The following is a 24,679-nucleotide window of genomic DNA, read 5'->3' as shown; positions in this document are numbered from 1 at the left end:
CGAGGGCCGGACCAGAGGAGGACTCATGACCACGTTCGTGCTGGCAGGCGGCTGCTTCTGGTGCCTGGATGCGGCGTATCGCGTGCTGCGCGGCGTGACCTCTGTGGTCTCCGGCTACACCGGGGGTGAGATGCCCGCCCCGACCTACGAGCAGGTGTGCACGGGACGCACCGGGCACGCCGAAGCGGTCGCGGTCTCCTTCGACTCCGACGTCATCCCGCCCGAGGTGATCCTCGACGCGTACTTCACGATGCACGACCCTCGGCAGCTGAACCGGCAGGGCAACGACATCGGGACGCAGTACCGCAGCGCGATGTTCTTCGCCGACGACGGGCAGCGCCGGCTGTTCGAGGCAGCACGCGACCGCGCATCGCAGTGGTGGGACGGCGGGGTCGTCACCACCATCGAACCGCTCGGGGAGTTCTTCCCGGCCGAGGACGAGCACCAGGACTTCTTCGCGAATAATCCCACGCAGGGGTACTGCCTGGCCGTGGCCGTCCCGAAGGTGAGCAAGGTGCGAGCCCGCTTCGCCGATTACATCCTGGCCGGCTGAGTCTCCTCCCCAGGCCGCGTGCAGCGCGGCCTGTCCCCAGCCCAGGTGCGTGGCCGTCCAGGGCCCGCATCCGCTCGCGACGATGGTGACAGCTCCGGTGCCCGACGGGCACGCGGTCACCGGAGCATCCGACCGAGAGGATGCGACATGACCGAGATCATCACCGTCACCGGCAATATCGCCACCGAGCCCGAGCAGCGCACGATCGCCGAAGGCGTGCGGGTCACCTCGTTCCGCGTGGCATCCCCGCACCGCCGGTTCGACCGCGGGAGCGGGAAGTGGGTCGAGCAGTACACGAACTGGTTCACGGTGTCCGCCTTCCGCGGGCTGGGTGAGCACGCCTACGCGTCGCTGCATCAGGGCGACCGGGTGGTCGTCACCGGACGACTGCGGCTGCGCGACTGGGACACCGGGAGCAAACGCGGCACGACGGCCGAGATCGACGCCGACTCCGTCGGCCACGACCTGCTGTGGGGCACCACGTCCTACCAGCGCGCGGACGGCGGGGACGCCGACCGGGGAGCGGGGGAGCAGGCCCGTACGGGCGAGCAGGCCGCCGCCGGCGCCACCGATGCGAGCGGCTGGACCATCCCGGCCGGGGATCTGGTGGGTGCCGGGGCGGACAGGGTCTCCGCGGCCTCGGGGGGCCCGGACGAGACGCCGTTCTGAGGCGGCATAGACTGCCCTCGTGGCCCGAACGCTCCTGACCCGGCGTCTTGCCGCCCTCCTGCTCGCCGGAGCGCTGACCGCAACGGCCACGGCGTGCACCCCCGCATCCGAGCCTGCTCCCACGCAGACGGCCGCGTCACCGGCGCCCACGCCGTCCGACGCTCCGCCGACGCCGGCCGCGCCGGCGCTGGTGCCCGACGGCACCGCCGAGGACAACCTGCCCTTCTTCACCGGCATCGTCCAGGCGGTGTGGGCCGGACCTGACCCGGACCGAGTGGCGGGGCGTGCCTATATCGACGCTCTCACCGCGGCCGGATTCGATCGGACGGCGATGCAGGTCACCGCCGACGAGTCGACGGTGGGCAACCCCGCCGAAAGCATCCAATTCTCCGTGCGGTGGGGCGAGGAGTGCCTCATCGGGCAGGTGGGACCCGCCACCGGCGACCCGGTGACCGCCGTGATGCCCGGGCTCGAGTCCGGCGGTTGCCTCGTCGGCAACACCCGTCCGATCGACTGGTGACGGCGGCGTCCAGGCGGCGGACCGTAGACTGGACAGGTTATGGCGGAATATATCTACTCGATGGTGCGCGCCCGTAAGGCCGTGGGCGACAAGCTGATCCTCGACGACGTCACGATGGCGTTCCTTCCCGGTGCCAAGATCGGCATGGTCGGTCCGAACGGTGCGGGTAAGTCGACGATCCTGAAGATCATGGCAGGGATGGACACTCCCTCCAACGGTGAGGCCAAGCTCAGCCCGGGCTTCACCGTGGGCATCCTCATGCAGGAGCCGGAGCTGGACGAATCCAAGACCGTGCTGGAGAACATCCAGGACGGCATCGCGATCAAGGCGAAGGTCGACCGCTTCAACGAGATCTCCGGTCTCATGGCCGACCCCGACGCCGATTTCGATGCGCTGCTGGCGGAGATGGGCACGCTGCAGGAGGAGATCGACGCCGCGGACGCGTGGGACCTCGACTCGCAGCTCGAGCAGGCGATGGACGCGCTGCGCACGCCTCCCGGCGACGCCGAGATCGCGCCGCTGTCCGGTGGTGAGAAGCGCCGCGTCGCGCTGACCAAGCTGCTGCTGCAGAAGCCCGACCTCCTCCTGCTGGACGAGCCGACCAACCACCTGGACGCCGAGAGCGTGCTGTGGCTGGAGCAGCACCTGCAGAAATACCCCGGCGCCGTCATCGCCGTCACGCACGACCGGTACTTCCTCGACAACGTCGCCGAATGGATCGCCGAGGTCGACCGCGGCCGCCTCATCGGCTACGAGGGCAACTACTCCACGTACCTGGAGAAGAAGCGCGAGCGCCTGGAGGTCCAGGGCAAGAAGGACGCCAAGCTGGCCAAGCGGCTCGCCGACGAACTGGACTGGGTCCGCTCGAACACCAAGGGACGCCAGGCCAAGTCCAAGGCGCGCCTGGCGCGCTACGAGGAGATGGCCGCCGAAGCCGACCGCACGCGCAAGCTCGACTTCGAGGAGATCCAGATCCCGCCGGGGCCGCGTCTGGGCAGTGTCGTGATCGAGGCGAAGAATCTGCAGAAGCGCTTCGGCGACCGCTCGCTCATCGACGGACTGAGCTTCAGCCTGCCGCCGAACGGCATCGTCGGCGTCATCGGCCCCAACGGCGTGGGCAAGACGACGCTGTTCAAGACGATCGTGGGCCTGGAGCCGCTGGACGGCGGCCAGCTCAAGATCGGCGAGACGGTCAAGATCAGCTACGTCGACCAGTCGCGCGCCAACATCGACCCGAACAAGTCGCTGTGGGAGGTCGTCTCCGACGGGCTGGACATCATCACGGTCGGCAAGGTGGAGATCCCTTCGCGCGCCTACGTGTCGAAGTTCGGCTTCAAGGGACCCGACCAGCAGAAGAAGGCCGGCGTGCTCTCCGGTGGTGAGCGCAACCGCCTGAACCTCGCGCTCACGCTCAAGGAGGGCGGCAACCTGCTGCTGCTGGACGAGCCGACCAACGACCTCGACGTCGAGACCCTGGGGTCGCTGGAGAACGCCCTCCTGGAATTCCCCGGCTGCGCGGTGGTCATCACGCACGACCGGTGGTTCCTGGACCGCATCGCCACGCACATCCTGGCGTACGAGGGCACCGAGGAGCAGCCCGACAAGTGGTACTGGTTCGAGGGCAACTTCGAAGCCTACGAGCAGAACAAGATCGAGCGCCTCGGCCCGGATGCCGCCAACCCGCACCGCTCCACCTACCGCAAGCTCACGCGTGACTGACCGGCCGCGCCTGCACATCCCCATCCACCTGCGCTGGGGCGACCTGGACGCGCTCGGTCACGTCAACAACACCTCGATGCTGAAGCTGCTCGAAGAGGCCCGGCTGCGGGCTTTCTGGCGCGGCGACGGCACCGCGGAGCCGCTTCCCACGGCCGTGTTCGACATGGACGTGCTGGAGAACGGCGGCGCCCGTGCGACCCTCATCGCCCGCCAGGAGATCGAGTACTACCGGCCGGTGCCGTACGGGCAGCGGCCGCTGGACGTGCAGCTGTGGATCGGGCGCATCGGCGGTTCCAGCGCGGACGTGTGCTTCGAGGTGTACAGCCCGCTCGGCGACGAGGAGCAGGTGCTGTACGCGCGGGCCACGGCCGTGGTCGTGATCGTCGACACCGCCACCGGCCGCCCCCAGCGCTGGAGCGCCGAGGAGCGCGCCGCGTGGACGCCGTTCCTCGACGAGCCGATCGATTACCGGCGGCGCCGTCAGTCCTGAGGGATGCGCACCATGATCTCCTGCGCCACGCTGGCGGCCAGGACGCCCTCGCGGGTGTAGATCCGCCCGGTGGCAAGCCCCCGTCCGCCGCGGGCGCTGGGGGACTCCTGCACGTAGAGCAGCCAGTCGTCCACCCGCGCGTCCCGGTGCCACCACATGGCGTGATCCAGGCTCGCCACGCGCAGTCCCGGATACGACCACGGGATGCCGTGGGCGCGCAGGATCGGTTCCTGGATCGTCAGGTCGCTCAGATAGCCGAGAGCGGCGCGGTGCAGCAGCCGGTCGTCGGGGAGGCGCCGCCGTGCGCGCATCCACACCGCCTGGCGCGGCGCGGGGTCGCCGGTGACCTCGAAGTAGATCGAAGAGGGCACGTGGCGCAGGTCGACGGGCCGCGCATTGAAGAGCCGCCGCGTCATGGGATGCTGCGCCTCGGGGCCGAGCGCCGGATCGGCCAGGTCGTCGGGATCGGGGACGTCGGGCATCGGCTCCTGGTGGTCCACGCCGGGGTCCTCGTCCTGGAACGAGGCGATCATCGAGAAGATCGGCACGCCCGCCTGGTACGCCTGGGTTCGCCGGGTGGAGAACGAACGGCCGTCGTGGATGCGATCGACGGAGAAGGTGATGCCGTCCTCGACATCGCCGGGGCGCAGGAAGTACCCGTGCATGGAGTGGATCATGCGATCGGACGGCAGCGTGCGCGCGGCGGCGACCACCGATTGCGACAGCACCTGACCCCCGTACACGCGCCCCGTGGGCATCGGCTGGGACGTGCCGGTGAAGATGTCCTCGGTGGTGCGTGCGCCGGCATCCTTCAGATCCAGCACATCCAGCAGCGCCTGCACCGGGTCGACCGCGTCCGACACTCGTCCTCCTACCGGCGGGTGTCCACCGCCCCTTGATAGTTTAGGCCGGGTGTCCCCGCGCCTGATCTTCCCCGACGCGCTGGCCGCGGCCGATCTGCTCACCTTCGCCTCCCGCGCCTCGCGGCTCGGGGACGGCGCGGTGCGGCTGCGCGCGGCGGCGGGGACGCTCGTGGTGACGTGCGCGCCGCTGGCCCCGCGCGGCCTGGGCGACAGCACGCCCACGATCCTGGGGATGCGCGCGATGGGCGTGGATCCCGAGCTGGAATGCGACCTCGTCGTCGCCGCCGACGCGCTCACGACGGCGCTGGATGACTCGGCGGCCGTGGCGCTGCCGGCCACGGCGCTCTCGGCGAGCTGGGCCGGTGTGTCGCCGCCGCGCGGCGGATGGGCCGCGGCGGGCGAGCTGACCGCATCCGTCCTGGCCGCGCGCGCGCAGTGGGGGATCGCCGCCGTCGCCGACCGGGTGCCGGTCGACGCCGGAGAGGACGCCGTCCGTGCCGTCCGCGCCCAGGTGTGGGGGCCGCCCGACGACGCCCTGGGCGGCCTGCCGCTGGGGGTGGCGTTCGCGGCCTTCGCCCTCGGCTTCATCGCCGGTGAGGAGACGGCGAGCATGCGCTCCGCCGGCCCGTGGACGCGGATCTCGCTCCGGCGCGGACACGTGCTGGTGCGCGGGCCCGTGCGCGCCGGGCTGACGCCCGTGCGCCGCACCGGCCCGGAGTGAGGGCCGACCGGGGTTACTGGGCCGCGGCCGCGGCGCGTCCGGCCGCGCGGCCGGAGAACAGGCAGCCGCCCAGGAACGTCCCCTCCAGCGCCCGGTAGCCGTGCATCCCGCCGCCGCCGAACCCGCTGCTCTCACCGGCGGCGTACAGGCCCGGTACCGGTGCGCCGGTGTCGCCGAGCACCTGGCCGCCCAGGTCGGTCTCCAGGCCGCCCAGCGACTTTCGCGTGAGGACGTGCAGCTTCACCGCGATCAGCGGGCCGGCGGCGGGGTCGAGGATGCGGTGGGGTGCGGCCGTGCGGATGATGCGGTCGCCGCGGAAGGCGCGCGCGGAGCGGAGCATCGCGATCTGCGCGTCCTTGGTGAAGTCGTTCGCCATCTCGCGGTCGCGGGCCTCCACCTCCGCGCGCACACAGGCGGCGTCCAGCGCCTCCCCGCCGGGCAGGGCCCGCATCCCGGCGATGAGTCCGTCGAGGTCCTCGCGCACGACGAAATCCTCCCCGTGGTCCAGGAAGGCCTGCACCGGACCTGCCGCGCCCTTGCCCAGGCGGGAACGGACGAGCAGGCCCAGGTCCTTGCCGGTCAGGTCGGGGTTCTGCTCGCTGCCGGAGAGGGTGAACTCCTTCTCCACGATGCGCGAGGACAGGACGAACCACGAGTGGTCGTAGCCGGTGGCGCGCAGGTGGGCGAGAGTCCCCAGCGTGTCGAAGCCGGGGAACAGGGGAGCGGGCAGCCGACGGCCCGTGGCATCCAGCCACAGCGAGGAGGGGCCGGGCAGGATGCGGACGCCGTGCGAGGGCCATACCGGGTCCCAATTGCGGATGCCCTCGACGTAATGCCACATGCGGTCGCCGTTGATGAGCCGGCCCCCCGCCTCGCCGGCGATGTCCAGCATGGACCCGTCCACGTAGGCCGGCACGCCGGTGACCATGGACCGCGGCGGCTCTCCCAGGCGGGCGGGCCACTGCGCGCGGACGAGGTCCTGGTTTCCGCCGATGCCGCCGGCCGAGACCACGGTGGCCGCCGCGTTCACCTCGAAGCCGCCGATGCTCTCGCGCGAGGATGCCGCGCCCCGGGGCGCGCCCGTGGGTGCCAGTACGTCGCCGGCCGCGCCGACGACGACGCCTCCGGCGGTGCGCAGCTGCGTCACCCGATGGCGCGGCAGGACGACGGCGCGCCCGTCGCGTTCTGCCTCTTCGAGTGCGGCCTGGAACGGCGCCACGATGCCGGGGCCCGTGCCCCACGCGATGTGGAAGCGGGGTACCGAGTTGCCAGGGCCCAGTGCCGTGTACCCGCCGCGTTCGGCCCACCCGACGATGGGGAAGAACCCGATGCCGAGTTCTTTCAGCCACGCGCGCTTCTCGCCGGCGGCGAAGGCGAGGTAGGCCTCGGCCCACTCCCGCGGCCGCGCGTCCTCCGGCCGATCGAAACCGGCCGTGCCGAACCAGTCCTGACGGGCCAGGTCGAGCGAGTCGGTGATCCCGAGTCTCCGCTGCTCGGGGGAGTCGATGAAGAACAGGCCGCCGAAGGACCACCACGCCTGACCCCCGAGGTTCGTGCGCGATTCCTGATCGACCACGACGATCCGCTTCCCCGCGCGCAGGGCCTCGCGTGCGGCGACCAGGCCCGCCAGGCCCCACCCGATGATGAGCACGTCGGTGTCGTGCGTCCGGACGGTCATGGCGACTCCTTCGTCGTCCCGGCGGTCAGCGGCGGTCGTCTCCCGCCAGTGGCAGCGATGACCGGGCTCCCCGGTCGCCCGTCGCGTCCATCGTGTTCACCATGGCATAGGCCGCGCGGGAGAGGTAGTCCCACAGGGTGGCCTCGTGCAGGGGAGGCAGTTCGAGCTCGTCGACGGCGGTGCGCATGCAGCGCAGCCACCGGTCGCGCGCATCCGCGTCCACGACGTACGGCATGTGCCGCATCCGCAGGCGCGGGTGACCGCGGCCCTGGCTGTAGGTGGTGGGTCCGCCCCAGTACTGCATGAGGAAGAGGGTCAGGCGCTCCTGCGCCGGCCCCAGGTCCTCTTCCGGATACATCGGCTTGAGCACGTCGTCCAGGGCCACCTCGCGGTAGAAGACCTCGACCAGGCGGCGGAACACCGCCTCGCCGCCGACCTCGTCGAAGAAGCTCAACGGTTCGCTCATGCGCCCGGCTCCTCGGTGCTGCCCGGCGCGGGCTTCCCGGTGGCGCGCTCGGCCGGTGGCGTCCTGGGCGCGAGGGGAGTCTTCGGCGCCGTCGCGGAGGTGCCGGTGTCCTTCGCGCCGGTGTCCTTGCCGCCGGCGTCCTCCGCGCCCGCGCGCTTGCGGCGCGGCTTCCACACGGGGCGCTCCGGTGTCACCGGGTTCGGACGCGTCCTGGGCGGGTTGGCCCCCCGCACGCGCTGCGCCCCCTCGGGGCCGGAGAGGACGATGGAGTTCAGCTGAGGGATCTTCAGCCCCAGCTCTTCGATCGCGCGCTTGAGCCGCATCCGCAGCTCCCGGGCGACGTCGTCCTTCGCGTTCGCGCGGGTCTTCAAGACGATGCGGATGACGAGGGCGTCGCCGCTGACGGACTCCAGGCCCCAGATCTCGGGCTGCTCGATGATGCGCGTGCGCCACTTCGCATCCTTCGTGAGGGTCTGGGCGGCCCCGAGCATCGCAGACTCGACCTCGCCGACGTCGGCGTCCGCCGGCACGGCCAGGTCGACGATGACGCGCGACCAGCCCTGCGACATGTTGCCGATGCGCGTGATCTCGCCGTTGCGGACGTACCACAGCGTGCCGTTGACGTCGCGGACGTGCGTGATCCGGACGCTGACGTACTCCACCACGCCGGTGGCGAGGCCGACATCGACGACGTCGCCGATGCCGATCTGATCCTCGGCGACGATGAAGATGCCGTTGAGCACGTCCTTGACGATGTTCTGCGCGCCGAAACCCAGGCCCGCGCCGATCGCGGCGGTCAGCAGGGTCAGCGAGGCGAGGATGTCGGGGGCCACGATGCCGGCGATGAGGACGAGGGCGATCACCACGACGGCCACGTTGACGATGTTCTGCAGGATGGAGCCGAGCGTGCGCGTGCGCTGCACGAGTCGCACCGCGCTCAGGGGCGAGCGCTCCAGCGCCTGCGTGTCGTCGACGTTCGCCTTGCTCTTGGCACCGTTGACGATGCGCCCCACGACGCGGCGGATCACGAACCGGAGGAGCCACGCGAGCAGCACGCTCACCGCGATCACGACGACGACGTTGAGGGCCTTGAGGCCGACATCGAGGGCGACCTCCCCGACACGCACCCAGAAATCCGGGTTCGTCACGTCGGTCTCGGGCGGGGGAGTGGGAGCGGACATCCCTCCCATGCTAACGACGGATGCCTCGGCGCCGGCTGGGCGTCGAGGCATCCGTGCGGCGTGCCGCGCTACTCCGCGTCGCGCTCCTGCACCGCGAGGGCGCGCTCGACGCCCGCGAGGTTCTCGTGAACGAGGCGGCGGAGGGCCGGCGGGGCGTCGGGGTGCTCCGCCAGCCACGCGCGCGTGGCATCGCGCAGTGCGACGTCGGCGAGGGGCGCGGGGTACAGGCCCACGATCAGATACTGCGCGATCTGGTAGGTCCGCGACTCCCAGATGGGCAGCAGCATGTCGAAGTAGGGCGCCACGAACTGCCGGAGTGCGTCGACCGTCGCGGGGTGGACGAAGCCCGCGGCCGCCGCCCGCACGATCGTGTTGGGCGCCTCGTCGTTGGCGACGAGCGCGTCCCAGGCCGCGGCTTTCGCCGCCGCATCCGGCAGCGCAGCCTTCGCCTGCGCGGCGAACTCCCCGCCCTTCGCGGTGTTGTCTGCCTCGAGGGCGGCGTCGATCTCGGCGACCCCGACACGTCCGCCGGCGGCGAGGGAGACCAGCAGCTGCCACGACAGGTCGGTGTCGATCTCGAGGCCTTCCAGCCGCGTCTGCCCGTCGCGGAGCGCGCGCACCTGGTCCCACTGGTCGGCGGTCGCCGCGGCCGAGGCGAACGCGGTGACGAACTGCAGCTGGCTGTCGCTGCCGGGCTCGGCGGCCTGCGCCAGCTCCCAGAGGCCTGCCGCGACCCGCTCGCGCGTGGCGTCGCGGGTCTCCGGGGCGACGTAGGAATTGGCCGCGAGCTGCAGCTGCGCAAGGGTCGTGCGGACGGTGGTGGACTCGGTCTCGGCGCCGATATTGCGCAGCACGAGGTCGACGTAGTCGCTCGCGGAGGCCTCGGCATCCCGCGTCTGGTCCCAGGCCGCGCCCCACACCAGCGAGCGGGCGAGGGGGTCGCTGATGTCCTTCAGGTGCGCGATGGCGGTGCGCAGCGACCGCTCGTCCAGCCGGATCTTGGCGTAGGCGAGGTCGCTGTCGTTCAGCAGCACGAGGTCGGGGCGGCGGTGGCCGGTCAGCTCGGGCACGTCGGTGCGGTCGCCGTCCACGTCCAGCTCCAGGTAGTGCGTGCGCTCGAGGGCGCCGTCGGTGAGGTCGTAGAACCCCACGCCCAGGCGATGCGGACGGATCGTCGGGTAGTCCGCAGGCGCGGTCTGCACGATCCCGAAGCGGGAGATCGTGCCGTCGGAGGATTCATCGATGAGCGGCGAGAGCGTGTTCACGCCCGCCGTCTCCAGCCACTTCTTCGACCAGCCGGCGAGGTCGCGGCCGCTCGTGGCCTTGAGCTCGGACAGCAGGTCGGGCAGCTCGGTGTTGGACCACTCGTGCTTGGCGAAGTACGCCGCGACGCCGGCGAAGAACTGCTCGATGCCGACCCAGGCGGCCAGCTGCTTGAGCACCGAACCGCCCTTGGCGTAGGTGATGCCGTCGAAGTTGACCTGCACGTCTTCGAGGTCGTTGATCTCGGCGACCACAGGGTGCGTGGAGGGGAGCTGGTCCTGCCGGTAGGCCCAGGTCTTCTCCATGGCGTTGAACGTCGTCCACGCGTGCGTCCACTCGGTGGCCTCGGCGGTGGCGATCGTGGACGCCCACTCGGCGAACGACTCGTTCAGCCACAGGTCGTTCCACCACTTCATGGTCACGAGGTCGCCGAACCACATGTGCGCGAGCTCATGCAGGATCGTGACGACGCGACGCTCCTTGATGGCGTCGGTGACCTTGCTGCGGAACACGTACGACTCGGTGAAGGTGACCGCTCCGGCGTTCTCCATCGCACCGGCGTTGAACTCCGGCACGAACAGCTGGTCGTACTTGGCGAACGGGTACGGGTAGGCGAACTTCTCCTCGTAGTAGGCGAAGCCCTCGCGCGTCTTGTCGAAGACGTAGTCGGCGTCCAGGTACTGCCACAGGCTCTTGCGCGCGTAGACGCCCAGCGGGATGACACGGCCGGAGGAACTGGTCAGCTCCGAGAACGTCGACTCGTAGGGGCCGGCGATGAGCGCGGTGATGTACGACGAGATCCGCGGCGTGGGCTCGAACGTCCACGTGGCCGTCCCGTCGCCGTGGCGCTGCGGCTCGGGCGTGGGGGAGTTGGAGACCACCGCCCACTGCTCGGGGGCGGTGACGGTGAACTGGAAGGCGGCCTTCAGATCCGGCTGCTCGAAGACGGCGTACATCCGCCGTGAGTCGGGAACCTCGAACTGCGAGTACAGGTAGACCTCTTCGTCGACCGGGTCGACGAAGCGGTGCAGCCCCTCACCGGTGTTGGTGTACAGGCAGTCCGCGTCCACGACGAGTTCGTTCTCGGCGGCCAAGCCGCTCAGCGCGATGCGCGAGTCGGAGAAGGCGGCCAGGTCGACCGGACGGCCGTTGAGGGTGATCTCGCGCACTTCGCGCGCGATCAGGTCGACGAAGGTGTCTGCGCCCTCGGCGGCGGCGAAGCGGATGACCGTCCGCGACCCGAACACCTCCGCGCCCCGCGTGAGGTCGAGGGCGACCTCGTACGAGTGGGTGTCGACGACGGCGCGGCGCTCCTGCGCCTCGATGCGGGTGAGGTTCTCTCCAGGCACGTGCATGCTCCCAGGGGTAAGAGGCGGGATGTCGCGAGGCGCTGCTGGCGCCGGCGGCAACCGTAACAGCCTAGCGCCGGGCTCCCCGGGAACGGAGAGCGGGCGCGGGGACGGTGAGAAGATGGAGAGGTGCCGCCACAAGCTCCCCAGCCCCCCGCCACCGAGCCCGTTCCCTACGCCAGCCCCGCCGCGCGTTCGGGTCTGCCGTGGATCGAAGAGCCCGTCGCCTACGACGCCATCCTCCTGGCCGGCTTCGGCGGGCCCGAGGGGCAGGAGGACGTCATCCCCTTCCTGCGCAACGTCACCCGCGGACGCGGCATCCCCGACGAGCGCCTGGAGGAGGTCGCGCACCACTACCGCCACTTCGACGGCGTCAGCCCGATCAACGCGCAGAACCGTGCGCTGAAGGCCGCGCTGGAAGCCGAGATCGAGCGCCGGGGCCTCGGGCTGCCGGTGTACTGGGGAAACCGCAACTGGGCCCCCTACCTGGAAGAGGCGGTGCAGGATGCCGCGGCCGCGGGCGATACGACGCTGCTGGCCATCGCCACCAGCGCCTACAGCTCCTTCTCCAGCTGCCGCCAGTATCGGGAGGATTTCGCCCGGGTGCTGGAGTCCACCGGGCTGGGTGAGACGGTCACGATCGACAAGGTGCGGCAGTTCTTCGACCACCCCGGCTTCGTCGCGACGTTCATCGAGGGCGTGCGCACGGCTGTGCGGAACTTCCTCGCCGACGGCATCGCGCCCGAGGCGATCCGCGTGCTGTTCTCCACCCACTCGATCCCGATCGCCGATGCCGAGCGCTCCGGACCGCGCGACCTGGACCTGGGGGAGGGTGGCGCCTACGCGGCCCAGCACCGCGCCGTCGCCGAACTGGTGATGGCCGAACTGGCCGAATCCGTCGCCGAGGTCGCGTGGGATCTGGTCTACCAGTCGAGGTCGGGACCGCCGCAGCAGCCGTGGCTGGAACCCGACGTCAACGACGTGATCGCGGGACTTCCCGCCGAGGGCGTCGAGGCGGTCGCGATCGTGCCGCTGGGGTTCGTCAGCGACCACATGGAGGTTCTGTGGGACCTCGACACCGAGGCCATGGAGGCTGCCGCCGAGGCGGGCCTGCGGGCCGTCCGCACGCCGACGCCCGGCGTGGACCCGGCGTACGTGTCGGGCCTGGTCGACCTCATCGAGGAGCGGCTGCGGGGGACCCCCGCCGCCGAACGTCCGCACGCGACCGCGCTGGGCCCGTGGTTCGATGTCTGCCGCCCCGGCTGCTGCGAGAACGTGCGGGCGGGGTTCAAGCCGGCCGCCGCCGGCGTGGCTCCTTAGGATGACAGTCATGCGCATCCACATCGCCACCGACCACGCGGGTATGGACTTCTCGACGCAACTGCAGCACCACCTCGGCGCGCAGGGACACGACGTCATCGACCACGGTCCGCTCGAGTACGACGCGCTGGATGACTACCCGGCCTTCTGCATCCGCGCCGCGCAGGCGGTCGTCCGCGATCAGGAGGACGGCATCGAGGCGCTCGGCGTCGTGTTCGGCGGCTCCGGCAACGGCGAGCAGATCGCGGCGAACAAGGTGCGCGGCGTGCGGGCAGCCCTGGTGTGGAGCATCGCCACCGCGGAACTGGCCCGTGAGCACAACGACGCCAACGTGATCGCGATCGGCGCCCGTCAGCACACCTTCGACGAAGCATCCGCCTTCATCGACCGGTTCGTCGCGACGCCGTTCTCCGGAGACGAGCGGCACTCCCGCCGCATCGCCCAGATCGCGGCGTTCGAACTCGACGGCGCGCTGCTGCCCGACCCGAGGGCCGCCGTCACGCAGCCGGACGTGCTCGCCGACGGCGACGGGTTCGACCCCGAGGCAGGCTGATGCCCGAGGGGCATTCCGTCCACCGCATCGCCCGCCAGTTCGACCGCAACTTCGTAGGACGCGTGGTCGCCGCGTCCAGCCCGCAGGGGCGGTTCGCCGAGGGCGCCGAGGTGATCTCCGGGCGCGCGGCGACGTCTGTGCGCGCGGTGGGCAAGCAGATGTTCCTCGAGTTCGAGGACGACCTGTGGCTGCGGGTGCATCTGGGGTTGTACGGCGCGTGGGACTTCGCCGGGGAGATCCTCGTCGATCCCACCATCGCCTCGGCCAACGGCCGCATGGGGCAGACCAACCAGCGCGGCACCGACGTCGGCGACGATCCGATCCTGGATGCCGCGGGCGAGAACTCGCTGTCCTCCATCGGTGCCCCGCGCAGGGCGCGCGGGCGCGTGCGCATGTCCGAGCAGACCACGGGGCTCCAGGAGGAGCTCGAATGGCCGCCGCCGGTGGTAGGACAGGTGCGGCTGCGCCTGCTCACCGACGTCACGTGCGCCGACCTGCGCGGTCCGACCGCGTGCGTGCTGCAGACTCCGGACGAGGTCGCCGCGACGGTCGCCAAACTCGGCCCCGACCCGCTCGTGGACGGTGCCGACGCCGGCGAGGAGCGCTTCGTGGGCGCAGTGCGGCGACGGGCGACGGCGATCGGCCTGCTCCTGATGGATCAGTCCGTCGTCAGCGGCATCGGCAACGTCTACCGGGCCGAACTGCTGTTCCGCGCGCGCCTGAACCCGCACACCCCGGGGCGGGATGTTCCCGAAGAGCTCGTCCGCGGACTGTGGCGGGACTGGGCGCGGCTCCTGACGATCGGCGTCGACACGGGCCAGATGATGACGATGGACGACCTCGATCCCGACGCGTACCGGCGTGCGATGGCGAGCCGGGACGACCGCCACTGGGTGTACCACCGTGCGGGCCTGCCCTGCCGCGTGTGCGGGACGGAGATCGTCGTCGAGGAGGCGGCGGGCCGGAACCTATACTGGTGCCCTTCCTGCCAGCGGTGATCACGGTCCGCCCAGAGCTGCACCGGCACCACCTGTCCCTCCCGCTGTGACGGGCTCGGGCCGTCCCGAGGGGAACCCCATGGCCCGCGCCACCCGCACGGCATCATCCAAGAAGAAAAAGAAAAAGGGGTCGCGCGGTGCCCCCGCGCCGCGTCAGGGCGGCTCCGCCCCTCGGCGGGGGAGCATCGTCGCCGTGGCCGGCAACCTCGTCGGCGTCGCGGCGCTGGCCGTCGCCGCCGGAGCCGTGGCGTGGCTGCTCGCGCTCACGGCGGGCGGAGACTCCGTCGCCACGGTGTTCGAGGACGACGTCGCCGGCACCACCACGATCGCATTCCCGACCCTCATGCTCCTGCTGTCGATGGTGGCCTTCTTCTTCGGGCAGTACGCGTGGCGCGGCCGGTGGAGCGTGACACCGGGCTCGCGGTCAGGGGGCAGCTTCTCCGTCGACCTGCGCCCGCTCGGCGTCGGTGCACACGCCGTCCTCCTGGCGCTGCCGCTGGCCGCCTGGCTCCTCGTAATGGTGATGCCCGTCGTCCGAGACGCGCAGGGCGCCTTCCATATCCCGGATGGATCCTCCGCCGCCGAGCAGTTCTGGCTGACCGTGTCGGTCTACGGCGTGATCAGCGGTGTCCTGACAGCCATGGTCGCCGTGTCGCTGCTGAAGAAATTGACGTTCAATCGGGCGCTGACACGCCATGCCGCCGCGATCCGGGAAGGATCGCGATCGCAGCTGTGGTGGCGCGCGTTCTCGCACATCTGGCGCGCCGAGCTCGCGGTCGCGGGGTTCGCGGGTGCCGCGCTGGGACTGAGCCCGCTCGGGGTGCACCTGCACAGCCCCGGATTCGGATGGAGCGCCGTCGGCATCGGACTGGGCCTGATCGCCGTGGCGGTCGCGCTGGCCCTGAACGCGTGGCGCTCTGGCCTGCCCGTCGAGCGCGTGGAGTCCTACACGTGACGGCGGATGACGAGCCCCGCCGTCGCAAATAGGCTGGCAGCCATGCGACAGAACCCGAGCTTCGCGGTCACCGACGTGGGCGAACTGCGGCGATTGGTGGAGGAGAACCCGTGGGTCACGCTCGTCAGTGCGACGGCGGACGGCATGGTCGCCTCCCACTACGCCGTGATGCTGGATGAGGACCGCGACGACCTCACCATCGTCGGGCACGTGGGCAAGCCCGACGACCTCATCCACGGGCTCGGCGACCGCGAGCTGCTCGTCGTCGTCCAAGGTCCGCACGGGTACATCTCACCGGGCTGGTACGGCGACGTGGCATCCGTGCCGACCTGGAACTTCGTCTCCGCCCACCTGACGGGGATCCCGGAGCTGCTCACGCCCGAGGAGAACCTGCAGGTGCTCGATCGCCTCGTCGCGCGCTTCGAGAGCGCACTGCCCCAACCTCGCCCCCTGTGGGAGCGGCCGAACGACGCCGCGTTCGTGGAGCGGCTGGAGAAGGGCACCGTCGGCTTCCGCCTGACGCCCTCGCGTGTGGTGGCCAAGCGCAAGCTGAGTCAGAACAAGGAGCCCGGCGTCGTGGAGACCATCATCGCCGAGCTCTCCGGCGACGGTCCGTACGCGCAGCCGCGGCTGGCCGCCGAGATGCAGCGGGCAGCCGACGCGCGGACGCGCGCGTGATCGGCGCGCACGTCGGCACCATCCGAGCGGCGCGCATCGCAGGCCCGGGTGGCGAGCTGCTTCCCGACGACGATCCCGTCGACATCGTCCTGGCGGGCGGTCGCATCGCCGACATCGCTCCGACGGGTGTGCTGCGCGCGGTCGGAGAGGTGCTCGACGTCGACGGCGCCTGGATCGTGCCGGGGTTGTGGGACCATCACGTCCACGTGCTGCAGGCGGCCCTCGCCGGGGAGCGGGCGCCCCTCGGACATGCCGCATCCGCGGCTGAAGCGGCGGCGGTGATGGGCTCGGTGACACCCGAGGACGGCCGGCGCGTGGGCACCGGCTTCCGCGACGCGTTCTGGCCGGACGCGCCGAGCCTGGACGTGCTGGACCGGGCCACGGGTGAGGTGCCCACCTACCTCATCAACGCCGACGTGCACAGCGTGTGGCTGAACTCCGCGGCGCTGCGCCGCGAGCGGTTCCCCGCCCCCGCCGACGGCGTGCTGCGGGAGGCGGATGCGTTCGAGATCTCCCGCCGGCTCAACGCCGTGGACGCACCCGCCGGCGACCGGCGGGTGAGCGCCTTCGCCCGCGCGGCGGCCGCGCGCGGGGTGGTCGGCATCGTCGACCTGGACATGGCATGGAACCACGACGCGTGGCAGCGCCGCGCCGCCGACGGCTTCGACGGGCTGCGCATCCGGTACGGGATCTACCCCGAGCACCTCGACCTCGCGATCTCCGCCGGCCTGCGCACGGACGACCCCGTCGACGGCGACCCCGAAGGCCTCGTCCGCGTCGGCGGGCTCAAGGTCATCACCGACGGATCGCTGGGCACCCGCACGGCGGCGTGCTCGCACGCGTACGCGGAGGGCGGGCACGGTGTGCTGACCGTCGACCGCGAGACGTTGCTCGAGCTCATGACCCGCGCGACGGCGGCGGGCCTGGAGTGCGCCGTGCATGCGATCGGCGACGTCGCGAACACCGCGGCCCTCGACGCGTTCGCCGCGACGGGGGCGAGCGGATCCATCGAGCACGCCCAGCTCGTGCGACACACCGACATCCCGCGCTTCGCGCGTCTGGGGGTCTCGGCGAGCGTGCAACCCGAGCACGCCCTGGACGACCGCGATCTCGTCGACACCGTGTGGGCCGCGCAGACGGCCCAGCCGTACCCGCTCAGGTCGCTGGCCGATGCGGGGGCGAACCTCCTCCTGGGCTCGGATGCTCCGGTCACGCCGCTGGACCCGTGGGCGGCGATGGCCGGCGCGGTGTTCCGCACCCGGGACGGGCGAGACCCGTGGCTGCCGCACGAGCGGCTTCCGTTCGCCACCGCGCTGGCAGCATCCACTGCCGGCGGCTCACGCGCGCCTGCGAGGATCGAACCGGGGGCGGTCGCCGACCTCGCCGTATGCGCAACCGATCCGCGCGTCGCCGGCGAGGCCGGACTGCGGAGCATGGAGGTGCGGACCACGCTCGTGGCCGGGCGGGTCACCCACGCCCGATGACACGACGAAGCCCCCGGCAGCGCCGGGGGCTTGGTCGAAGCGTGCTTACTCCGCGAGGTGCGCGAAGAGGAACCAGCGGTCCTTCTCCAGCCCCTCCTTGATCGCGATCGCGACGTCCTGACTGGTTAGGTCGATCTCATCGAGCCCCTCGATCGCGGCCTGCAGGTCGGTGAGGACGCCGTCGATGTCGGAGATGACGGTGCGGACCATGTCCTCCCACGGCGTGAAGCCCGCCGGAACGGCCGACGTCGTCTTCTCCGCGGTCGTGGACAGGCGTCCGTCCACCGGCAGGCCGAGGGCGACGATCCGCTCCGCGGCGTCGTCGGCCCACTCGCGGGCGTGGTCCACGACGGTGTCGAGGAGCTCATGGATCGCGATGAAGTTGGATCCGCGCACGTTCCAGTGCGCCTGCTTGCCGTTGACCGACAGGGCGGTCAGACCAGCCACGACCGGGCTGAGGAACTGGGCAGCGGCTGCGGCGACGGTGGGGTCGGCCGCGGTGGCCGGGGTGGTGTGCGTGTCAGTCATGTCTTCTCGCCTCCGTACTGGGCACGGGATGCCCGAGGAAGACAACGCTACTCAGCGCGAGGCATTCCGCAAGGAAGCGAAGGCTGGGCTTACACCGCGTCGAGGGGCGAAATCCCAGGCCGCCGGCTCTGCGTCGACTACCGTCGAGTGGTGCCTTCCGCCGACCCGCTCCCCGCTCCGCAGAACCTCGGCGATCCGGCGCAGCTGCGTCGCCGGATCCCTGCCGACCGCTCTCCCGAGCACGCGGAGCCGGCGCGCTTCCTGCCGCACGTGCAGGGCCTGCGCGCGATCGCCGTGCTTCTGGTCGTGCTCTACCACTTCTGGCCCGGCCGGCTGCCCGGCGGGTACGTCGGCGTCGACGTCTTCTTCGTGATCTCCGGCTTCCTCATCACCGGGCACCTCATGCGCGAACTGACCGCGACCGGCACCGTGCGCCTCGCGCAGTTCTGGGCACGTCGGGCGCGTCGGCTGCTGCCCGCGTCGCTGCTGGTGCTGCTGTTCTGCGCGCTCGTGGCGATGTCCCCGTACCTCACCCCGACCTCGGCTCTGCCGAACGAGGTGCAGGAGATCGTCGCATCCACCTTCTACGTGGAGAACTGGTTCCTCGCCCTCACCTCGGCCGACTACCTCGGCCACGGCGGGGAGCCCACGACGGTGCAGCACTACTGGTCGCTGTCGCTGGAGGAGCAGTTCTACGTCATGTGGCCGCTGCTCATGCTGCTGGCGGCATGGATCGGCGTGAAGTGGTTCCGCGGGTCCACCCGCCGCGCGGTCCTCGTCGTGCTCGGGCTCGTGTCGGCGGCGTCGTTCGTGTTCTGCGTCGTGTTCACCCTCACCGACCCCGCCCCCGCCTACTTCGTCACCTTCGGGCGCATGTGGCAGTTCGGAGTGGGGGCGATGATCGCTCTCGTGCCGTTGCTGCGGGTGCAGCATCCGGTGGTCAGCTTCGTGCTCGGATGGGGCGGCATCCTCACACTCGTCTTCGTCGCGTTCCGCTTCGACGGGCAGACGCCCTTCCCCGGCTACGCCGCAGCCCTCCCCACCCTCGGTGCGGCAGCGGTCATCGCGGCGTCGAACACCGCGCGGTGGTGGTATCCCACGCGGATCCTGTCGCTGCGGCCGGCGCAGTTCGTCGGCGACATCTCGTATTCGCTGTACCTGTGGCACTGGCCGCTCATCGTGATCGCGCCGTCGGTGCCCTTCTGGGGCCTGACGATCTACCACCGCGTCGCGCTGTTGGCCCTGTGCTTCGTCCTGGCGTGGCTGACCAAGCGCTTCGTGGAGGATCCCACCCGCTCCTGGCGGGCGCTGACCTCCCGCCGGGCGCGCGTGACGCTGTGGTCATCGCTCGCGGCGATGCTGCTGGTGGGCGGCACGGCGGGCGCGGCATGGGCCGTGAACGCCCCCGCCTACCGCGACGGGGTGCAGGCCCTCGAGCAGCTGCGCGAGGATCCGCCCGACTGCTTCGGCGCGGCCGCGGTCCTGTCGGAGGAGTGCGGCGGGACCGAATGGGACGACACCGTGCTGCCTGCTCCCGGCTTCGCGGGCGTGGACCGTCCGGCCGACGAGCAGTGCTTCGTACAGCTGAACAACGCGGAGGTCGTCTCGTGCGAGTTCGGCTCGGAGGCCGCCGACGCCCCTACGGTCGCGCTGGTGGGGGACAGCCACGCCTACCAGCTGCTGCCCACCTTCCAGCGGATCGCCGACGAGGAGGGGTGGCGTCTGGTCACGTTCTTCAAGGGCGCGTGCCCGTGGAACGCCACACCGCTGTCCACGCCCGGAGCATTCGGAGAGGCGTGCACCCAGTGGCGCGCGGGGGTGGCCGATGAGCTGGCCGCCTCCGACACGGATGCCGTCTTCACGGCGGCCATCGCCACCACGCCGTACTCCGCGGACGGGTTCGACTCGTCCTTCGATGCCGCGGTGGCCGGCTACCGGGAAGCGTGGGCCACGATGACCGACCGCGGCGTTCCGGTGATCACGGTGGTGGACAACCCGGTGTGGGAGACCGATCCCAACAAATGCCTCCGCATCCGCGACGCCGCCGAGTGCGACGCGCCGCGGTCGGAGGTGCTGGTGGGGGAGGATCCCGTCCGCGCGGCGGCCGAGGGCGCCGACGGCGTCACGCTCCTGGACTTCACCGACGTGTACTGCGCGGGGGACATCTGCTCACCGGTGGTCGGCGGAGCCAACGTGTACCGCGACCAGGACCACCTCACCGTCACCTTCGCCGACACCCTCGCGCCGTGGCTGGCGACCGCCGTCGGCGAGGCGATGGCGCGGCCTGAGTAGGCTCGCGGCATGACGATCGCCGCCGACGCCACCGTTCTCGCCCTTCCCGACGCCACCCCGTCGATCGATCCGTCGGCGTTCGTCGCGCCCGGAGCCCGGGTCGTGGGTGCCGTGAGCCTCGCCCCGGAGGCGAGCGTCTGGTACAACGCCGTGCTGCGCGCCGACAGCGCCCCCATCACGGTCGGGGCAGGCAGCAACCTCCAGGACAACGTCTCGGTGCACGTGGATGCGGACTCGCCCGTGCAGATCGGCGAGAACGTCTCGGTCGGGCACAACGCCGTCGTCCACGGCTGCACGATCGGCGACGGGTCTCTCATCGGCATGGGCAGCGTCATCCTCTCCGGCGCCGTCATCGGCGCGGGGTGCCTGATCGCCGGGGGAGCGGTCGTGCTGGAGGGCACCGTCATCCCGGACGGCTCCCTCGTCGCCGGTGTGCCCGCCAAGGTGCGCCGCCAGCTCACCGACGACGAGCGCGCGCGCCTCCGCCGCAACGCCGACGTCTACCGCGACCACCTCCGCACCCACGCCGCCGCCCTCTGACGCGCCGGCCTCGGCGTCCCCCCACGCAGGCACGTCGGAGGATCGCAGTGAGGTCGGAGGATCGCACTGAGGTCGGAGGATACGCACGGGATGCTCCGACGTGGATGCGATTTTCCGTCGCGGGTGGCCGGCGTCCAGCCGGCGTGTCCAGCGCGGAGCAGAGCGCCGCGCCCACCATAGGGCCCTGGCGCGCCGGCCGCAGTCCCGCCGTTCGGTGCGACCGGTCCCGAACTCCTCACATCCGCGCGCGCATGCGGTGGAAATGGGCCCAGCCGCAGTCTGGGGCGGTGTGCTTGAGGAGTTCGGGCGCGGCGTGGTCGGAGGCGGAACGGGAGTGGAGGGCCGGGAGTGGAGGGCCGGGAGTGGAGGCACAGCGCGTCCCCGCGGCGCGACCGGTTCCTGCGCGCCCGGTCAGCGCGGGTGGAGCCGAACTCCTCAAATCTCCGCGCAGGAGGCGGCGAAAACCCGTCTGGCCGCTCAGGAACGCGCGGATTTGAGGAGTTCGGGCACGGCCGCAGCGGGCCCGAGGCAAGGAAGTGGAGGGGATGACGGGAATCGAACCCGCACCATCAGTTTGGAAGACTGAGGCTCTACCATTGAGCTACATCCCCGCAGCGGCTCACGCCGCAGCATCCCGAGTCTAACCGAACGTCGGCGCCTCTCCCGACGAGCGCCACGCGGGGCCTCGGGTCCGCGCCACTTCGGTGCATCCGCCACGTAAAGAAATGGCGCGGATGCGCCGAACTGGCGCGGTCGTGGGGCCGGGCCGCGGGCCCCGGCGTGGGCGGCACAGGTTGAGCGTGGACGGATCGACTAGACTTTGCGGGGCCGTTCGTCGTGCGCGCACGAGCGCATCGCCCGGGGCGTAGCTCAGCTTGGTAGAGCGCCCGCTTTGGGAGCGGGAGGCCGCAGGTTCAAATCCTGTCGCCCCGACGTACGAAACCCCACGAACCGGACCTACGACCGCCCGCGTATGCGCGCGGAACACACGAGGAGAACGAACAGGCATGGTCAACAGCACCGTCGAGAAGCTCAACCCCACGCGGGTCAAGCTGCACATCACGGTCTCGCCCGACGAGCTCAAGCCGAGCATCGCTCACGCATACGAGCACATCGCGCAGGACGTGCAGATCCCCGGGTTCCGGAAGGGCAAGGTGCCGGCTCCGATCATCGACCAGCGCATCGGCCGCGGCGCGGTCCTCGAGCACGCCGTCAACGAAGGCCTGGACAGCTTCTACCGCCAGGCCGTCGAAGCCCAGGGCGTGCGCGTCATCGGCCGCCCCAGCGCCGAGGTCGTGTCGCTGCCCGAGCTGAAGGACTTCTCCGGCGACCTCGTCGTCGAGGTCGAGGTGGACGTGCGTCCGGAGTTCGACCTGCCCGCCTACGAGGGCATCACCATCACGGTGGATGCTGCGGAGGTCGACGACGCCGCGATCGATGAGGAGCTCGACCGCCTGCGCGGCCGCTTCGGCACGCTCGTCACCGTCGACCGCCCCGCCACCACGGGCGACTTCGTCGAGCTCAACCTGGTCGCCACGATCGACGGCGCCGAGATCGACCGCGCCGAGGGCGTGTCGTACGAGGTCGGCTCCGGCGAGCTGCTCGAGGGCATCGACGAGGCGATCGAGTCGCTCACCGCGGGCGAGGAGACGACCTTCCGCTCCAAGCTCGTCGGCGGCGACCACGCCGGCGAAGAGGCCGAGGTGGCCGTCACGATCGTCGCCGTCAAGGAGCGCGAGCTCCCCGAGGCCGATGACGACTTCGCCCAGATCGCGAGCGAGTTCGACACGATCGGCGAGCTGCGCGACAGCCTCAAGGAGCGCGTCGCTCAGCAGTCCACGTTCGCCCAGGGCTCGGCCGCGCGGGACAAGCTCGTCGAAGAGCTGCTCGCGCAGGTGGAGATCCCCGTGCCGCCGCAGCTCATCGAGGACGAGGTGCACACCCACCTCGAGAACGAGAACCGTCTCGAGGACGACGCGCACCGCGCCGAGGTCACCGAGGCCAGCGAGAAGCAGTTCCGCACGCAGATGCTGCTGGACAAGGTCGCCGAGCAGGCCAACGTCCAGGTCTCGCAGGACGAGCTGACCCAGTACCTCATCCAGTCCGCCGCCCAGTACGGGATGGCGCCGCAGGAGTTCGTCGACGCGCTGCAGCAGGGCAACCAGCTGCCGGCCCTCGTCGGTGAGGTCGCGCGCAACAAGGCCCTCGCCGTGGCGCTGAGCAAGGTCACCGTCGTCGACACCGACGGCAAGCCGGTCGACCTGACCGGTTTCGTCGCCGTCGAGGACGAGGCCGCCGCCGAGGAAGAGGTCGTGGAGGAGGCGCAGGAGATCGCCGACGCCGCTGCGGACGCCGACGAGATCATCGAGGCCGAGGAGGCCCCGAAGAAGGCCGCCAAGAAGGCGCCCGCGAAGAAGGCCGCCAAGAAGGCTGACGACGAGGCACCGGCCGCCGACAAGGCTCCCGCCAAGAAGGCCCCCGCCAAGAAGGCCGCCGCGAAGGATGCTGCGGCCGACGAGGCGCCGGCCGAGAAGGCTCCCGCCAAGAAGGCAGCGGCGAAGAAGGCCCCGGCCAAGAAGAAGACCGACGCCGCGGAGTGACCGACGGTTCGTGAGAAGGGGGTGGGAGCCACGGCGCCCACCCCCTTCTTCGCGGGAGGATGAGCATGACCGACGAATGGGCCACGCGCGTCGAGGCGGTGTGGGCGGACGCCGCCCTCAGCGACCTGGAGCGGATCGCCGCGATCGACGCACTGGCCGCGCAGCGGGATGCCGACGATCCCCGCGCCCTGTACGAGCGCGCCGGTGCGCGGGACTCCGCGGGCATGGAGGAGGACGCCGAGCCGCTGTATCGGGCGGCCCTGCGCGGCCCGCTCGCCCCGGACGTGCGTACGCAGGCCGTGATCCAGCTGGCCAGCACCCTGCGCAATCTCGGTCGCGTGGACGAGGCGCTCGGACTGCTGGAGGCGGAGTACGCCCACACCGAGGGCACGGCGTTGCACGACGCGGTCGCGGCGTTCCTCGCCCTCGCGCTCGTCTCCGCCGGTGAGTCCGAGCGCGCGGCGGCCGTGGCGCTGCAGGCGCTCGCTCCCCACCTGCCCCGGTACACGCGATCGGTGACCGGGTACGCGCGGGAGATCGCGGACCGACGCGCCTGATCTGCCGACGGCGAACACGCGTACCCCACCCGGGGAGCGCCGGTAGATTCAATGCCAGATCGAACGGAAATTGGAGCACACATGCCCGAACCCCTGGTCGCAACAAGCGTCTTCGACCGGCTGCTGAAGGACCGCATCATCTGGCTCGGCTCGGAGGTGCGCGACGACAACGCGAACGAGATCTGCGCCAAGATCCTGCTGCTGGCGGCGGAAGACTCCGAGAAGGACATCTACCTCTACATCAACTCGCCCGGCGGCTCCATCACGGCCGGCATGGCGATCTACGACACCATGCAGTTCGTGCCCAACGACATCGTCACCGTCGGCATCGGCATGGCCGCATCCATGGGTCAGCTGCTGCTGACCAGCGGCACGAAGGGCAAGCGCTACATCACGCCCAACGCGCGCGTGCTCCTGCACCAGCCGCACGGCGGCTTCGGCGGCACGGCCAGCGACATCCAGACCCAGGCGCAGCTGATCCTGGACATGAAGAAGCGCCTCGCCGAGATCACCGCAGCCCAGACCGGAAAGCCCGTCGAGCAGATCAACGCCGACGGCGACCGCGACCGCTGGTTCAGTGCCCAGGAGGCACTGGAGTACGGCTTCGTCGACCACATCCGCGAATCCGCCACCGACGTCATCGGCGGCGGCGGCACCGCCGACAACGGCGCGGACGCCTGAGACCCGCGTCGAAAGAGAAGG

At 71.0% G+C, this 24,679-nt stretch carries 23 protein-coding genes and 2 tRNA genes; 18 read left to right on the top strand and 7 right to left on the bottom strand.

Features of this window, described 5'->3' with window-relative positions; genetic code table 11:
* The first annotated feature begins 25 nt into the window (after positions 1-25).
* From msrA to E4K62_RS09965, 5 genes are all read left to right on the top strand, one after another.
* A complete protein-coding gene (gene msrA / locus E4K62_RS09985; RefSeq protein ID WP_135066959.1) occupies positions 26-553 on the top strand; it encodes a peptide-methionine (S)-S-oxide reductase MsrA in 528 nt (175 codons plus the stop codon).
* A 147-nt stretch (positions 554-700) separates the two neighbouring features.
* A complete protein-coding gene (locus E4K62_RS09980; protein ID WP_135066956.1) occupies positions 701-1,222 on the top strand; it encodes a single-stranded DNA-binding protein in 522 nt (173 codons plus the stop codon).
* A 19-nt stretch (positions 1,223-1,241) separates the two neighbouring features.
* The gene (locus tag E4K62_RS18890) at positions 1,242-1,742 is read left to right on the top strand and encodes a DUF6993 domain-containing protein (protein WP_240742653.1); all 501 of its coding nucleotides are present in this window, start codon (positions 1,242-1,244) and stop codon (positions 1,740-1,742) included.
* Positions 1,743-1,781: 39 nt separating this feature from the next.
* Positions 1,782-3,461: an energy-dependent translational throttle protein EttA gene (gene ettA, locus E4K62_RS09970; RefSeq protein WP_135066953.1), complete on the top strand. Its 1,680-nt coding sequence runs from the start codon at positions 1,782-1,784 to the stop codon at positions 3,459-3,461.
* On the top strand, positions 3,454-3,951 hold the full coding sequence (locus E4K62_RS09965) for an acyl-CoA thioesterase (protein ID WP_135066950.1): 498 nt from the start codon (positions 3,454-3,456) through the stop codon (positions 3,949-3,951). The genes ettA and E4K62_RS09965 overlap by 8 nt, the downstream gene beginning before the upstream one ends.
* On the opposite strand, the gene E4K62_RS09960 is transcribed toward E4K62_RS09965, so the two are convergent.
* Positions 3,942-4,814, bottom strand: coding sequence for an acyl-CoA thioesterase (locus E4K62_RS09960; protein WP_240742652.1), 873 nt, complete (start codon positions 4,812-4,814; stop codon positions 3,942-3,944). The two genes, E4K62_RS09965 and E4K62_RS09960, sit on opposite strands and share 10 nt — an antisense overlap.
* 49 nt (positions 4,815-4,863) lie before the next feature.
* Here E4K62_RS09960 and E4K62_RS09955 point away from each other — a divergent pair, with 49 nt between their 5' ends.
* Positions 4,864-5,535, top strand: coding sequence for a DUF8185 domain-containing protein (locus tag E4K62_RS09955; RefSeq protein ID WP_135066947.1), 672 nt, complete (start codon positions 4,864-4,866; stop codon positions 5,533-5,535).
* A 13-nt stretch (positions 5,536-5,548) separates the two neighbouring features.
* Here the strand turns inward: E4K62_RS09955 and E4K62_RS09950 are convergent, their stop codons facing one another.
* The 4 genes from E4K62_RS09950 to pepN all read right to left on the bottom strand — a co-directional run bounded on the left by E4K62_RS09950 (position 5,549) and on the right by pepN (position 11,472).
* A complete protein-coding gene (locus E4K62_RS09950; protein WP_135066944.1) occupies positions 5,549-7,213 on the bottom strand; it encodes an FAD-binding dehydrogenase in 1,665 nt (554 codons plus the stop codon).
* Between the two features lie 25 nt (positions 7,214-7,238).
* Positions 7,239-7,679, bottom strand: coding sequence for a globin (locus E4K62_RS09945; RefSeq protein WP_135066941.1), 441 nt, complete (start codon positions 7,677-7,679; stop codon positions 7,239-7,241).
* Positions 7,676-8,860 carry a mechanosensitive ion channel family protein gene (locus tag E4K62_RS09940; RefSeq protein WP_187270377.1) on the bottom strand — a complete coding sequence of 395 codons (1,185 nt, stop codon included), beginning with the start codon at positions 8,858-8,860 and terminating at the stop codon, positions 7,676-7,678. Before E4K62_RS09940 ends, E4K62_RS09945 begins: the two co-directional genes overlap by 4 nt.
* A gap of 68 nt (positions 8,861-8,928) precedes the next feature.
* Positions 8,929-11,472 (bottom strand): aminopeptidase N, encoded by a 2,544-nt coding sequence (gene pepN / locus E4K62_RS09935; RefSeq protein WP_135066935.1) that lies wholly within the window; start codon positions 11,470-11,472, stop codon positions 8,929-8,931.
* A 129-nt stretch (positions 11,473-11,601) separates the two neighbouring features.
* Here pepN and E4K62_RS09930 point away from each other — a divergent pair, with 129 nt between their 5' ends.
* The 6 genes from E4K62_RS09930 to E4K62_RS09905 all read left to right on the top strand — a co-directional run bounded on the left by E4K62_RS09930 (position 11,602) and on the right by E4K62_RS09905 (position 17,460).
* Positions 11,602-12,792, top strand: a complete 1,191-nt coding sequence (locus E4K62_RS09930) for a ferrochelatase (RefSeq protein WP_135066932.1) — start codon at positions 11,602-11,604, stop codon at positions 12,790-12,792.
* Between the two features lie 10 nt (positions 12,793-12,802).
* Positions 12,803-13,345, top strand: a complete 543-nt coding sequence (locus E4K62_RS09925) for a ribose-5-phosphate isomerase (RefSeq protein WP_135066929.1) — start codon at positions 12,803-12,805, stop codon at positions 13,343-13,345.
* Positions 13,345-14,343, top strand: coding sequence for an Fpg/Nei family DNA glycosylase (locus E4K62_RS09920; protein WP_135066926.1), 999 nt, complete (start codon positions 13,345-13,347; stop codon positions 14,341-14,343). Before E4K62_RS09925 ends, E4K62_RS09920 begins: the two co-directional genes overlap by 1 nt.
* A gap of 79 nt (positions 14,344-14,422) precedes the next feature.
* A complete protein-coding gene (locus E4K62_RS09915; protein ID WP_135066923.1) occupies positions 14,423-15,298 on the top strand; it encodes a hypothetical protein in 876 nt (291 codons plus the stop codon).
* 42 nt (positions 15,299-15,340) lie between these two features.
* The gene (locus E4K62_RS09910) at positions 15,341-15,976 is read left to right on the top strand and encodes an FMN-binding negative transcriptional regulator (protein ID WP_135066920.1); all 636 of its coding nucleotides are present in this window, start codon (positions 15,341-15,343) and stop codon (positions 15,974-15,976) included.
* Positions 15,973-17,460: an amidohydrolase family protein gene (locus E4K62_RS09905; RefSeq protein WP_135066917.1), complete on the top strand. Its 1,488-nt coding sequence runs from the start codon at positions 15,973-15,975 to the stop codon at positions 17,458-17,460. Before E4K62_RS09910 ends, E4K62_RS09905 begins: the two co-directional genes overlap by 4 nt.
* 45 nt (positions 17,461-17,505) lie before the next feature.
* Here the strand turns inward: E4K62_RS09905 and E4K62_RS09900 are convergent, their stop codons facing one another.
* Positions 17,506-17,988 (bottom strand): Dps family protein, encoded by a 483-nt coding sequence (locus E4K62_RS09900; RefSeq protein WP_135066914.1) that lies wholly within the window; start codon positions 17,986-17,988, stop codon positions 17,506-17,508.
* Positions 17,989-18,138: 150 nt separating this feature from the next.
* Here E4K62_RS09900 and E4K62_RS09895 point away from each other — a divergent pair, with 150 nt between their 5' ends.
* A complete protein-coding gene (locus tag E4K62_RS09895) occupies positions 18,139-20,280 on the top strand; it encodes an acyltransferase family protein (protein ID WP_135066911.1) in 2,142 nt (713 codons plus the stop codon).
* Positions 20,281-20,289: 9 nt separating this feature from the next.
* Positions 20,290-20,820: a gamma carbonic anhydrase family protein gene (locus tag E4K62_RS09890; protein WP_135066908.1), complete on the top strand. Its 531-nt coding sequence runs from the start codon at positions 20,290-20,292 to the stop codon at positions 20,818-20,820.
* Between the two features lie 537 nt (positions 20,821-21,357).
* Here the strand turns inward: E4K62_RS09890 and E4K62_RS09885 are convergent.
* Positions 21,358-21,431: transfer RNA gene (locus E4K62_RS09885), tRNA-Gly, on the bottom strand.
* A gap of 248 nt (positions 21,432-21,679) precedes the next feature.
* Between E4K62_RS09885 and E4K62_RS09880 the strand changes: the two genes are divergently transcribed.
* From E4K62_RS09880 to E4K62_RS09865, 4 genes are all read left to right on the top strand, one after another.
* A tRNA-Pro gene (locus tag E4K62_RS09880) sits at positions 21,680-21,753 on the top strand.
* 74 nt (positions 21,754-21,827) lie between these two features.
* Positions 21,828-23,420 (top strand): trigger factor, encoded by a 1,593-nt coding sequence (gene tig, locus E4K62_RS09875; RefSeq protein WP_135066905.1) that lies wholly within the window; start codon positions 21,828-21,830, stop codon positions 23,418-23,420.
* 65 nt (positions 23,421-23,485) lie between these two features.
* Entirely contained in the window at positions 23,486-23,977 is a 492-nt protein-coding gene (locus E4K62_RS09870) for a tetratricopeptide repeat protein (RefSeq protein WP_135066902.1), read from the top strand.
* An 81-nt stretch (positions 23,978-24,058) separates the two neighbouring features.
* On the top strand, positions 24,059-24,658 hold the full coding sequence (locus E4K62_RS09865) for an ATP-dependent Clp protease proteolytic subunit (protein WP_135066899.1): 600 nt from the start codon (positions 24,059-24,061) through the stop codon (positions 24,656-24,658).
* Positions 24,659-24,679 lie beyond the last annotated feature (21 nt).

The organism is Microbacterium wangchenii, assembly GCF_004564355.1.
Lineage (GTDB): Bacteria > Actinomycetota > Actinomycetes > Actinomycetales > Microbacteriaceae > Microbacterium > Microbacterium wangchenii.
The sequence above is the reverse complement of the archived record's forward strand: the minus strand, read 5'-3'. Positions and strand labels throughout refer to the sequence as shown.